The organism is Streptomyces sp. NBC_01190 (genome assembly GCF_045039895.1).
Classification (GTDB): Bacteria; Actinomycetota; Actinomycetes; order Streptomycetales; family Streptomycetaceae; genus Actinacidiphila.
In genome coordinates, this window is the sequence record NZ_CP108580.1 from 7,027,072 (window position 1) to 7,039,600 (window position 12,529).

Sequence of the window (12,529 nt, forward strand, 5' to 3'; positions counted from 1 at the left end):
GTCAGCCGGCGCACGGAGTGGCGATCTCCCTTCCTGCTCCTTCCTGGCAGCTCACGGCCCTGTTCGCGCGGACCGCTGGAGGATCACATGAGGAAGCCGTACGGTTTCGCCCTTGCCGACCCGGACTTCTACGCGCCGCTGGAGACCGCCTCCGAACTCGGCCGGCGGTTCCTGCCGGCCGTGGTGCCGGACGGGTGGACGGAGAGCGCCTCGGGTGTGTGGACGATGTGGCGGCCGACGGGCGCGACGCTCGCCGAGGACGGCTGGAAAGTGCACGTGTCGGCCCGTCCCGACCGGCTGGACGCGGTTCTCGACACCGCCGCCGCCGTCTGCTTCGAGCAGGACATCCCCTTCAAGCACATCAGCGCTCAGCTGTTCCACCAGTGGATACACGGTAAGCACGCGGCCCGACCGCAGAGCGGCAAGTTCATCGCCGCCTACCCGCCGGACGTGGCCGCGGCGCGCAAGCTCATGGAGCGGCTGAGCGAGGAACTGTCCGGCGAGGAGGGCCCGTACATCCTCACCGACCGCCGGTTCGGCGACTCCCGCACGGTGCACTACCGGTACGGCGCGTTCCGCCGCCGGGAGCGGATCCAGGCCGACGGCACCCGGCTGCCGCTGGTCCGGGACGGACACGGCGACCTGGTCGAAGACCGGCGCGGCGCCTCCTTCGTGCTGCCAGCCGGGATCACCGACCCGTTCGCCGCGCCGGACACCCCATCGGCCGGCGAACTGTCCTTCCACGGCTTCGCGTTCGAAGCGGCGCTGCGGCACAGCAACGCCGGCGGCGCCTACCGCGGCCGGGAGACGGCCACCGGCCGGACCGTGTTCATCAAAGAGGCGCGGGCCTTCACCGGGCTCGCCGGCGGTACCACCGCCGCCGAGCGGCTGCGCACCGAATGGGAGACGCTCAAGGCTCTGCACACCGCCGACCCAGGACTCGCGCCGGAGCCGATCGCGTACTTCCGGGAGTGGGAACACGAGTTCCTGGTCACCGAGTTCATCGACGGACGGAACCTCAACTCCTGGACGGTGGGCGCCAACCCGCTGGTGAGGACCGGGTCCACGACCGAGGACTTCGCCGTCTACCACGCGAAGTGCGAGCGGATCCTCGCCGCGATCGAGCAGGCCATGGACCGCCTGCACGCCTGCGGGTGGATATTCGTCGACGTCAGCCCCGGCAATGTGATCGTGCGGGGCGACCACGGCGTCCGCCTCATCGACTTCGAGGCGGCGTCCCGCGCCGGCGGAGAGCTGTCCCCGCTGAACACCCCCGGATACGCCCCGCCGCGCGAGCTGGTCGGCGACGACCCCCGGATCCACGACGACTACGGCGTCGCCGCGCTCGCGCAACTGGTGCTGTTCCCCCTGCACCAGGTGGTGCGCCGCACCCCGGACGCGCTGGCGCACCTGCACCGGGACCTGTCGGGCGTGGCCGCCGTGCCGCCGGCGCTGTGGGCGCGGACCGTCCGCTTCCACCACCCCGACGACTCCGCGGCCCCGCCGATCGCCGACGACGACCTGCCCGCCCGTCTCGCCGACCTGCGCGACCGCACCGCCGACGCGCTGACGGCGATGGCCGAACCGGACCACCCGGCCCGGGTGTTCCCCACCGTCCCCGAGGGGTACACCACCAACTCCCTCTGTGTGGCCTACGGAACGGCCGGCGTGCTGCACGCGCTGCGCCACGCCGGTCGGCCGATCCCCGGCGAACTCCTGGACCGCTTCCGGCGTGACGCCCTCGACGCCCGGGACACCCTCGGCCCCGGGCTGCACGTGGGCCTTTCCGGAATCGCCTGGGTACTGGCCGACCTCGGGCTGACCGAAGAGGCGGCCGAGCTGCTCGACCGCGCGCAGCGGCATCCACTGACGGCCACCGACGCCACCCTCGCCGGCGGCTCCGCCGGCGTCGCCCTCACCCGGCTCGCCCTCTTCGGCCACACCGGCGACGACCGGCACATCACGGCCGCGCAGGCACTGGTCGCCGCGCTGCCGCCGGACGCGATCCTCACCGGCCACCTCGGCGCCGACGCCGCCACCGGCCTGCTGCACGGCCGCGCCGGAGTCGCCCTGCTGCTCCAGCAGTTGGCAGAAGTCACCGGGGAGCGCGCCCCGCTCGCCCGCGGACTGCGGTTGCTGCATGAGGAGTTGGACCGGGCGACCGATCCGGCGGCCGAAGGGCTGGCGTTCCCCATCTCCGACACCGATCAGCGGTCGGTGCCCTACATCTTCAGCGGAACGGCCGGTTTCACCCACGCGGTGACGCGCTACGTCCGGGCGACCGGCGACGAGCGGCTCACCGCCGCGACGCCGGCGCTGCTGGCCACGCTGAACACCCGCTTCACCGTGATGGCGGGCCTCTACCAGGGACTGTCCGGCCTGGGCCTGATGCTGTCCGAGCACGGCCGGCTCTGCGACGACGCCGCCGCGCGGCAAGCGGCTTTCGGCGTGGCCCGCGGACTGTTCAAGCATGCCGTCCCGCACCCCACGGGGGTGCGGTTCCTGGGCGACCAACTGCTCCGTCACAGCGGCGAGTTGTGGAGCGGCTCGGCCGGCGTGCTGCTGTTCCTGACGCAGCTCCTCCAGCCGCGGCCCGACCCGTTCTTCACCGTCGACGCGCTCACCGGCACATCCACCCCCTGAACCCCCGGCCGGCACCGGCCGGGCGAGGAAAGCAGCACGCACCGAGACAAGGAGACCACCATGCCCGAGATCCTCGAACTTCAGGAACTGGACACCGACTTCGGCCCCGATGAGGAGGGCGTCATCGCCGAGAGCTCGCTGAGCGGCGCGGCCTGCGACAGCGGCTACAGCATCATCGTCTGCTGACCTGAGCGCCTGCCGTGCGCCCGGCGGCCGAACCCGCCGCCGGGCGCACTCCCTCCCCGCCCACGACATGCGCCGCGGCGCCTGTTCCGTGCGCGTCACCCGCGCGCCTCCTCGAGGAGACCCCGTATGCCCAGCGTCCTGCTGCTCCAGGAACTCGCCGGCGACGACAGCGCCGATCCGGACGCCCTGATCCCGATCAGCGCCATCAGCCTCGGCGACTGCTCCAGCGCCTTCAGCGTCCTGCTCTGCTGAGGCGCCGCCCGGTGCCCGGTGGGCCCGCTCGGACGCGCCGTGTCGGCGCCCGCATCATCCCCCGCCCCCTCGAAAGGAAGCGATCACCATGTCCCAGGTCCTCCTGCTCCAGGAACTCAAGACCGACGGCGCGCCCGATCCGGACGCTCCGGGGCTGACCAGTACCAGTAACTGCGATGGCAGTATCTTCAGCGCCCACTGCGGATGACCGCCGAGCCCGGGCAGCAGGCCGCCGCCGCGCTGGCCCGGGCCCTCGACGCCGCCCCGGGGCCGGCCGGCGAGCCGCGGGAGATCGAGATCGCCGGCGAGCCGGGCACCGGCCGGACCCGCACGCTCTCCCGACTCGCCGAACACGCCCGGCTGCACGGGCTGACCGTCCGGTGGAATCCCGTGCGGATGCCACCGGAAGCCGGCGGCGCCGTCGTCTGTCTGGACGACGGCGCCGGCCGTCCGACTGCCCTTGAACCCGGCAGTTGGGGCGGCCACGGCGGCCTGCTCGTCGTGGCCCGCACCGTGCTGCCCGAACACCCGGTCGCCGACGGGGCGGAGCGGATCGACCTCGCGCCCCTGGACCGCGCGGCGTTCGACGAGATGCTCGGGTCGCGGACGCTCGCCGAACGCGGCGCGCTGCTGTACCGCCTCACCGGCGGCGTCCCGGGCTGGGCGCGTGCGCTGGCCCCGCTCCCCGACGCCGAGTTGCGCGCGCTGGCCCGCGACGGCCTGTTTCCCGGCCCGGCCCCGGCCGGGGCCCGCGAGCCGTCCGGGCTCACCCCCGCGGAACGCGAAGTGGCCCGGGCCGCGGCCGTGCTGGGCGACGTCTTCCACCCGGCGCAGGCCGCAGCGGTCGCCGGACGTGACCTCGACTCCGTCCTGCCCGTGCTGGACGCCCTCGCCGAACGCGGCGTGGTCCGCGCCGTTTCAGCGGCCGTCCCGTTCCTCCGCTTCCGGCACCCCCTGCTGCGGGCCGTCCTGTACGCCAGGACCCCGCCCGGTGCGCGGATCGCCGCCCATGCCCGCGCGGCTCGAGTGCTGCGGGCGGCCGGTGCCGCCGCCGTCGACCGCGCGCCGCACCTCGCCCGGTCCGCCGCGCCCGGCGACCTGCCGGCCGTGCGCACGCTCGCCGAGGCGGCCGACCGCGTTCTCGACACGCAGCCGGCGCGGGCCGCCGAGTGGCTGCGGGCCGCCCGCCGGATCCTGCCCGCCGAAGCCGAAGCCGCCGCTCTGCGCCGCCGCGTCCTGAACGCCCTGTGGCAAGCCGCGGAGCGCACCGGCGACCACCGGCAGCGCCGCGACCTGCTGCCCGAACTGGACCATCTCGGCGGCCCCGCCGACGCGGTCACGAGCATCGCACTGCACGCCCGGCTGGCGACCGACCTCGGCCGCCACCGGCAGGCCCACGACCTGCTCAGGACCGCGCTACGGACCGCCGACGGAGCCGAAGCCGCTGACCTGCGACGGCAGTTGGCCGTCCTGGCCGCGGTTCGCGGCCGGCTGCCCACCGTCCGTACCCTGCTCGCCGAGGACACCGGGCCGGACGCCGCGGCCGTCTTCGCCCTGGCCGGGGCCATCGCCGGCGACGACACGGTCTACCGCGCGCAGGCCGCCCCCGCGATCGCGGGGCTGGCGGGGCTCGCCCCCGCGGACCTCGCCCCCAGGCAGCACACCGTCGTGCGCCTCGGCTGGGCCGCCAACCTGGCAGAGCGCTATCCGGCGGCCGCCGACCTCTTCGCCCGTGGCGTACAGGCCGCGCGGGAGACCGGCTGGACCGGACTGCTGCCGCGGCTGCTGTTCGGCCACGGGTACGCGCTCCTCGCGCTGGGCCGCACGGCTGAGGCGCTGCGCGCACTGGAGGACGCCGAAGCGGCGGCGGCGGACCAGGACCGCGCCGATCTCGCCCGGCTCGCACGGACGGTGCGCACCTCGGCCCTGGCCTGGCGGGACGGCCCGGCACCAGCGGTCGCCGGGGCACCGGCGGCCGACGGCGTGGCACGGCTGTGGTGGCCCGTCATGGACCCCGGGGCGACCCTCGCGGGGCCGGCCCAGCCGGGTGATTCGGCAGCCGGTCGGCGCGCCGCCGCCCTGTGCGCGCGGGCGGCCGAGGCGAACGACGCGGACGCGTCGCTGCTGCTGAGCGAGGCCGCCGCGGGGTTCGCCGACCGCGGGATGGCGCTGTGGGAAAGCCACACGCGGCTCCTGCTGTCCCGCCGGCTGGCCGCGCTCGACCGGCTGACAGAGGCCACGGCCGAAGCGGGCCGGGCCAAGTCGCTCGCGGTGACGGCGGGTTCGCACTGGCTGCGCCGCCTCGCCGTAGACCGGCAGCGTGCGATCGGCGCCCGCCTGCCCCGGCAGTCGGCCGCGGCGCCCCGGGCCGCGCTGTCGGTCCGGGAGTCGGAGATCGTCCGGATGGTGCGCGCGGGCAGGTCCAACCAGGATATCGCGGCTGCGCTCTTCGTCTCGGTGAAGACGGTCGAGGCCCATCTCACTCGTATCTTCCGCAAGACCGGGGCCCGTTCCCGCACCGCGCTGGCCGCCGCCCCGCCGCTCGCCGCCGGATCTGGCTGACTTCGGGCGAGGTGAGCCGAAGTCCTGCGGGGGCAGGCGTGTTCACGTGCTCGGCGCCGGCTTCGGCATCGACCAGTGGCCCACCAGTGACGCATACGCCGGGCTGGTGGCCAGGAGTTCGGCGTGCGTGCCGAGGGCGGGGCTGCCGCCGTCCAGGAAGAGGATCCGGCGGGCGCGGGCCGCGGTGGTGAGGCGGTGCGCGATGACGATCAGGGTGCCGGGCCGGCCCGCGAACGCGGCTTCGGCGACCGCCTCGGCGGCCATGTCGAGGTGACAGGTAGCCTCGTCCAGGACGATCACCCGCGCCGGGGACGCGTACATCCGTGCCAGGGCGATCAGTTGGCGTTCCCCAGCGGACAAGGTGCTCGCCGGGTCGGCCAGTTCGGCGGTGTGACCACCCAGCCGGGCGACGAGTCCGGCCGCCCCGACCGCCGCGACGGCCCGGTCCAGGGCGGCGGTGTCGAGTTCCGGCGCGAGGTAGCGCAGGTTCTCCCCGACCGTGGCGGGGAAGATGTACGCCTCCTGGGGCAGCAGGGCGATCGGGCCGACGCGGGCCGGGTGCCCGCCGAGGGTCACCGATCCGGCGAGCGGGGTCTCGATCCCGGCGAGCAGCCCGGCGAGCGTGGACTTCCCGACGCCGCTCGGCCCGACCACGGCGAGGTGGTCGCCGTCCGGGACGGTCAGATCCAGGTCCCGCAGCACCGGCTCGGCGTGCGGCCCGTACGCGAAGGTCAGGCCGCGCACCACCAGGTCGCCCGCCTCGGTCTCCACCGCGGGTACGGGTTCCCTCGGCTGCTCGGGGACCGCCGAGGCGGCGGCCAGCCGACCGGACAGCACGCGCAACTGGCTCCAATAGCCCGCCACCGAGCCGGTCATCAACTGGAGGGCCGGGATCAGGTAGGCGGTGACGTACAGGATCGCCGCGACCACCACCCCCGGCCGGACAGCGCCTCGCGCCACCAGCGCGGGGCCTGTCAACAGCAGCAGCAGGAGCGGGAGTTGCCCGCCGATCAGCAGCACCGGCACCCGGACGGCGGCCGCCCGGGCGACCGACAGGGCCGCCGCCGTCGAGGCGTCCGCGGCCCGCCGCACATCGGCCACCGCCTGCTCCTCCGCGCCCAGCGCGGTCAGATCCCGCCCGGCCGCCAGCACCGCTCCGGTGGTGGCGGCGACCCGCTCCTCTGCGATCAGGTACTCCCGGCGGCGCCTGGTCACCGCGCGCATGCTCAGCAGGAACACCGCCACAGCCGCGGCCAGCGGCAGCGCGACCAGCCCCGCCAGCAGCGGGTCGAGGGTCGCGAGCCCGGTGAGCGCGGCGACCAGGGTCACCGCCAGCGGCCGGGCCGTGCGCAGGATCGAGCCGACGATGCCGCGCACGCCGTCGACCTGCGTGGTCAGCCGGGAGACGCCCGCCGCGTCCGCGGGCCGGGTCCGGTACGCGGCGGCGTGCAGCGTCCCGCGCACCACCCGGCGGACCAACTCGTCGCGCAGCGGTTCCACGATCCGGGCGAGCGGCTCGAACACCGCGCGCTCGGCCAGTGCCCGGATCACGTACAGCCCGCCCAGCAGGAGCAGCCAGGCCACGCCGACCGACGGACGGCCGGCGAGGAAACCGCGGTCGAGCGCCGCGGCCAGCACCCAGCCGGCCGCGAGCGCGGGCGCCGCCTCCACCGCCGACCACACCCCGACCCGCAGCAGCGCTCCCCGGGAGCCGCGCAGGGCCTCCCGCAGCAACCGCAGCCCGGAGCGCACCTCGCCGGCCTTCATACCGGAACCCCTTCGACGGCGGCGAACACCGCTCGGTACGCCGGGTCGGTCCACAGCGCGGTGTGCGGGGCCAGCGCGCGGACCCGGCCGGCCTCAAGCCACAGGACCAGGTCGCAGCGGGCGGCCGTGGTGACACGGTGCGCGACCACCAGCCGGGTCCGGCCGGCCAGGCTGGTGGTGACGGCAGCGTCGACCTCGGCCTCGGTGACCGTGTCGAGACCGGAGGTCGCGTCGTCGAGTACGTAGACGCGGGCCGGCCGGGCCAGCGTGCGGGCCAGGCCGAGGCGTTGGCGCTCACCGCCGGACATCGCGGTCTCCGCGAGCGCGGTGTCGTAGCCGTCGGGCAGCCGCCGGACGAAGCCGTCGGCGCGGGCGGCCCGGGCGGCGCGTTCCACCTCCGCTCGCGGCAGCCCCGGCCAGCCGTACCCGATGGCGTCGTGCAGCGTTTCCCCGACAAGCACCGGTTGCTCGAAGGCGTACGTGACCGCGCGCCGCAGCTCGGTACGGGTGAACTCGCGGACCGGTACGCCGTCGAGCAGTACCTCCCCCCGGTCCGGGTCGACGAGCCGGCCGGGCAGCCCGGCGAGCAGACTCTTGCCCGCCGCCGTACGGCCTACCAGTGCGATCGAGGCGCCGGCCGGCAGGTCGAGGTCGACGCCGTCGAGCAGCACCGCGTCCTCCCGGCGCACCGTCACCTGGCGCAGGCTCACCGCGCCGGGGCCGTCCGGTGCGCCGCCCAGGCCGTACCGCAGCGGCGGATGCGCGAGGACGGCGGCGACCCGGGCCGCCGCCGCGCGGGACTGCGCCAGCCCGAGGATCCCGTCGATCTGCTCCACCGCCTGGAAGGAGAGCTGCAGGTAACCGGCGACGGCCACCAGTTGGCCGGCGGTCAGCCGGCCGTCGCTGACCCCGAACCCCGCGACCCCGAGCACCAGCGCCTCGGTCAGCGACATCAGCAGGCCGAACTGCCAGACCGTGCCGCGCTGCAGTCGCCACATCCGCCACCCCGCGGCCGACACCGCGGGCAGCGGCGCCAGCACGCGGGCTGTCTCGGCGTCCAGCGTGTCCGAGGCGCGGATGGTACGGGCCCCGGCGAGGGCGGTGAGCAGACGGGTCGCGACGGCGCCCTGGGCCGCCAGGTACTCGGCGTGCGCCTCGGTGACCCGGCCGACGAACCGACGGGCGACCAGCACGGCGGCCGGCACCGCGAGGGTGAAGGCGAGTCCGGACGGCCAGTCCAGGAGCCACAGCCAGCAGAGCGCGGCAAGCGATCCGGCGACCGTCACCGCCCACTGGGCGAAAGCGGCGGGCAGCGCGCCGGCCTGGGAGGCGGCCTGCACGACCCGGGTGACCGCCTCCCCGGCCGGCAGCGGCGGCCTGGCCCCCAGGCCGACGAGGTGCCCGACGGTCCGCACCCGCATCCAGCGCGCGCCGTACGCGGCGCAGGCGGTACCCAGCGGCGCCATGACGGCCTCGCAGCCGGCGCCGAGCACCACGACCGCCGCCCAGGCGACCGCGGGGCCGGTGGCGCCCGAGCCCCGCAGTACCGCGTCGACGGCGGTCGCCAGCAGCGCGGGGGCGGCGAGCCCGGTCACCGTGGTCACGATCAGCAGGCCGGCGAGGAGGGCCAGCGGGCCCCGGGTTCGGCGGGCGGCGGCGCGCAGCAAGGGGGTACCGGAGGGGGGAGGTGGGCCGCCAGGTGTCCGACCGGGCGGCGAGCCGGGCACAGGGGCGGGTGCGGGGCCGGGTGGTGCGGCGGGGGCGACGTCGGGTACGAGGCCAGGAGCCGGGTCGGGTGCCCGAAGGACGTCAGCCATGGCCGGCCGCCTCCACCGGGTCCGCGGCAAGGTCCTGCCCGACCCGGCTCCGGTCCGGCGTACGGTCCTGCCGCGCGGTGCGGTCCTGGTCCGGTGTGGGATCCGGTGTTACCGCGCGGATCTTCTCCGGCGTGCGGTCGTTGGCCGACACGTTGCCGCCCGCCGCGCCCCGGCCCGTTCCGAGTACGCGTGCCGCGACCCGCAGGATGACCGGCAGGCCGGGCATGGCCGCGGCGCTGACCGCGCCGCGGTGCACGGACACCCCCGGTCCCATGGGCACGACGTGATAGCCGTCGTCGGCCAGGCACTGGAGGTTGCGACGGACGGCGGGGCGGGCGAGCGCGTTCTCCGGGATGCTCGGGGCGATCAGCACCGGGGCCGCCGTGCAGAGCACCGTGGTCAGGGCCAGGCTGTCGGACATGCCGGCGGCGGCCTTCGCGACGAAATTCGTGGTGGCCGGGGCGACGATGACCAGATCGGGCCACTCGGCCAGCTCCTGGTGCGGGACGATGCCCTGTGCCGTCTGCCAGCCGGGCCCCGCGACCGGCGCCTGGGTCACCGCCGCGAGCGCCTCCCGGGAGACGAGCCGGTCCGCGGAGTACGTCAGGCAGATGCGCACCGACCAGCCGTACTGGACCCGCAGCAGCATCGCCCAGTCGGGCAGCGCGGTGACACCGATCGCGCCCGAGGCGACGAGGAGCACCCGGCCCCGGTCGAGGTCGATCGGCGGCAGCCGGCGCGACGCGTCCGGGCGCGCCCGGACCGTTCCGGCCGTGTTCGCCTCCTGGGCGGCCGGCACGTCAGTCCTTCCCCGGGGTACGTCCCACGGGCCGGTCCACCGGCTCGGCGGTGGTGCGGTTGTCCTCGGCCACCGGGTGGTGCGTCGGATCGTGCCGGACTCCGCTGTCCGGGGTGGCGGGTTCGGCCGGGAGACAGCGGTGGGAGGTGAGCAGGACCACCCCCTCGGGGCTGTACACCTTCATGTTCACCGCGGGTCCCCGAAGCGGGAGTCGGGACGGCGAAGGCGGGCGCGCCCACCGGGCGGCACCAGCAACATTCCGGGTTCGAACTCCATCGTGGATCTCTCCTCCGTCCGTCGGGCCGGCCGTGGCGTCCGACCCGACCACAGTGCTTGGGGAGCAGCGGAGAAGCATTGGGGAAAACCCTTGACCGCCACGGTTGCGGGTGGGAAGCCGGGAGTGGCAGTCGGCCCGGAAGGCCGGCGGGTGAGGATGGAGCCGCTGCCGAAGGCGTCATCGACTACGGCGAGGCCCCTGGTGCGGGCGCAGGGCGGCGCACTGCCGGCCGAACGTGTCGGCCGGCAGCGGGACTTCGGTTCCGGCCGCGCCGTTCCAGTGCGGGGCCGGCCGCCGCCGCTGCTTGTCGGTGTCGCGGGACAAGCCCAACGCTCACGCGTCCTGCGGGGCTACGGGCCACCAGCTCGTGAGGAGACCTCCTACGACGCCGACTTGACGCCCCTCACGTCGCCCGCTCCAGTGTCAAGTACGACGGATGTGGCGGCTACCAAGAGTGTCCATCGTGGTGACGAGTCGACCCTCCGCGGCGTCCTGGACCGGTGGAAGGCTGCCGTCGGCGCACACGAACCCGAGCAGGCCGCCGCCCAGTTCACCGAGGAAGCTATCTTCCAGGGCCTGCACCCCCACAGCGCCGGCCGGCCGGGCGTCGCCGACTACTACGCCTCCCAGCCGCTCGGTCTCACGGCGGTGTCCTTGCTGATAGCCTCGTCCGTGCAGGTCAGGCGGTATGTTGGTACTCGCGGAGAATGCCGCCGAGCCGGTCGCGTCTTCGTATGTCGAGGTGGGCGATCTGGCCTGGATCGGTGATCGGCGGGGGCAATGGGTGCAGTGGTCGGGCGTTGGTGATGCCCTGGTGTGGACGGTGCTCGTTGTAGAACCCCTCGAACTCGCGTGATGCGTGGAGAAGGTGCCCGTGGTTCCAGATCAGGGTGCGGTCCAGGAGTTCACGTCGGCAGGTGTAGACCCACCGCTCCATGATCGCGTTCATTCGCGGTATGCGTACGCCGCTGAGCATCACCTTGATCCCGGTGTCGGCGAGGATGGTGTCGAAGAGCGCGGGGAACTTCCGGTCGCGGTCCCTGATGAGGAACCGTGCGCGGCAGCCGGTGTCTTCGAGGTCCATGGCGAGGTTCTTCGCCAGCTGTGTCATCCACGCTGCGGTGGGGTGCGCGGTCGCGCCCAGGACCCGGATGCGGCGGCTGGCGTGCTCGATCATCGCGAAGACGTACAGCCGTGCCCCGGACAGGGTGAGGGTTTCGAGGAAGTCGCAGGCCAGGAGGGCATCGGCCTGGGAGTGCAGGAAGTCTGCCCACGTAGTGGAGGCCCGCGCAGGAGCGGGTTGGATGCCGGCTTCCTTCAGGATTTCCCAGACGGTAGAGGCAGCCACTTTCACTCCGGGGACCAGCAGTTCCCCGTGCACGCGCCGGTATCCCCAGGTGGGGTTCTCTCGGGCGAGGCGTAGTACGAGGGCTCGGATGGATCGGACGGTGCGGGGGCGGCCTCCGTGGTGGGGTCGGGACCGGGCGGCGTGCCGGCGGGCGTTCAGGTCCCGATGCCGGCGCAGGACCGTATCCGGCCGAACCAGCAACCGTATACGTCGCAATGCGTCCATAGGGAGCCGGTGCAGCAGAGCTGCCAGGAAGGCCCGATCGCCCGCTGTGAAGCCGATTCTCTGCCCGTTCAGTTGCCGCTCCAGCATGGTGATCTGTTGGCCGAAGGGCGAGGATCTCCGCGTCCTTGTCCCGCTCGTTCATCGGCAGCAGGCGCAAGGCCGCGAACATATTCGGCATGCCCGGGTAGGCGAGTTTCAGCAGCACGAGTGATCATCATGCCGAGGAGACCGTCATCCCCGCCAGAGCGCCAGGCCCGCTCTGGGACGCGACAGCGCGGAGTCCACGAAACCGGCCCTGACCAGGGTGGATGAGGTTATCGGCAGGGACAGGGCCGCGACGCATCCGCGGCCCGCCCGCTCCGGGTTGCCGCCCGCGCCGAACGAGAGCGGCGGCGGCAGTTCCCGTTCCCGGTGCGCACGTGAAAGGGCGGGGGCCGAGGAATGTGCGCGTTCACTCCGCTATTTCTGTTAGCGCTAACGCACAGATCGGTACGACGCATGTCCTCGCGGGGTGGGGGAGTATGTGTCGTACTGGTGACGGCGGCAGCGTGCATCACCCCGCGATCCGTGTCAACCCTTCCCGCGACGCGTCACGCGGAACATGCCGGTATCCGCAGGCCGGTCGGCGCCCTCTCCGACCCTGCGAGCAGGCC

General features: G+C 74.4%; 8 protein-coding genes and 1 pseudogene. 4 read left to right on the forward strand and 5 right to left on the reverse strand.

The window, feature by feature from the left end:
- Positions 1 to 87 precede the first annotated feature (87 nt).
- The 4 genes from lanKC to OG519_RS29675 all read left to right on the forward strand — a co-directional run bounded on the left by lanKC (position 88) and on the right by OG519_RS29675 (position 5,643).
- Positions 88 to 2,643, forward strand: coding sequence for a class III lanthionine synthetase LanKC (gene lanKC / locus OG519_RS29660; RefSeq protein ID WP_405590226.1), 2,556 nt, complete (start codon positions 88 to 90; stop codon positions 2,641 to 2,643).
- Positions 2,644 to 2,703: 60 nt separating this feature from the next.
- Complete coding sequence (locus OG519_RS29665) at positions 2,704 to 2,829, forward strand: SapB/AmfS family lanthipeptide (protein ID WP_405590228.1); 126 nt, start codon at positions 2,704 to 2,706, stop codon at positions 2,827 to 2,829.
- A 126-nt stretch (positions 2,830 to 2,955) separates the two neighbouring features.
- Positions 2,956 to 3,081 carry a hypothetical protein gene (locus OG519_RS29670; protein WP_405590231.1) on the forward strand — a complete coding sequence of 42 codons (126 nt, stop codon included), beginning with the start codon at positions 2,956 to 2,958 and terminating at the stop codon, positions 3,079 to 3,081.
- 204 nt (positions 3,082 to 3,285) lie between these two features.
- Entirely contained in the window at positions 3,286 to 5,643 is a 2,358-nt protein-coding gene (locus OG519_RS29675) for a LuxR C-terminal-related transcriptional regulator (RefSeq protein ID WP_405590232.1), read from the forward strand.
- A gap of 42 nt (positions 5,644 to 5,685) precedes the next feature.
- On the opposite strand, the gene OG519_RS29680 is transcribed toward OG519_RS29675, so the two are convergent.
- From OG519_RS29680 to OG519_RS29700, 5 genes and pseudogenes are all read right to left on the reverse strand, one after another.
- Positions 5,686 to 7,410 (reverse strand): ATP-binding cassette domain-containing protein, encoded by a 1,725-nt coding sequence (locus tag OG519_RS29680; RefSeq protein WP_405590235.1) that lies wholly within the window; start codon positions 7,408 to 7,410, stop codon positions 5,686 to 5,688.
- Positions 7,407 to 9,077 carry an ATP-binding cassette domain-containing protein gene (locus OG519_RS29685; protein WP_405590238.1) on the reverse strand — a complete coding sequence of 557 codons (1,671 nt, stop codon included), beginning with the start codon at positions 9,075 to 9,077 and terminating at the stop codon, positions 7,407 to 7,409. The genes OG519_RS29680 and OG519_RS29685 overlap by 4 nt, the downstream gene beginning before the upstream one ends.
- A 142-nt stretch (positions 9,078 to 9,219) precedes the next feature.
- Positions 9,220 to 10,026 (reverse strand): flavoprotein, encoded by an 807-nt coding sequence (locus OG519_RS29690; protein WP_405590241.1) that lies wholly within the window; start codon positions 10,024 to 10,026, stop codon positions 9,220 to 9,222.
- A 1-nt stretch (position 10,027) separates the two neighbouring features.
- A complete protein-coding gene (locus OG519_RS29695; RefSeq protein WP_405590243.1) occupies positions 10,028 to 10,216 on the reverse strand; it encodes a hypothetical protein in 189 nt (62 codons plus the stop codon).
- Positions 10,217 to 10,982: 766 nt separating this feature from the next.
- Positions 10,983 to 12,081, reverse strand: a pseudogene (locus OG519_RS29700) (integrase core domain-containing protein).
- Between the last annotated feature and the right edge of the window lie 448 nt (positions 12,082 to 12,529).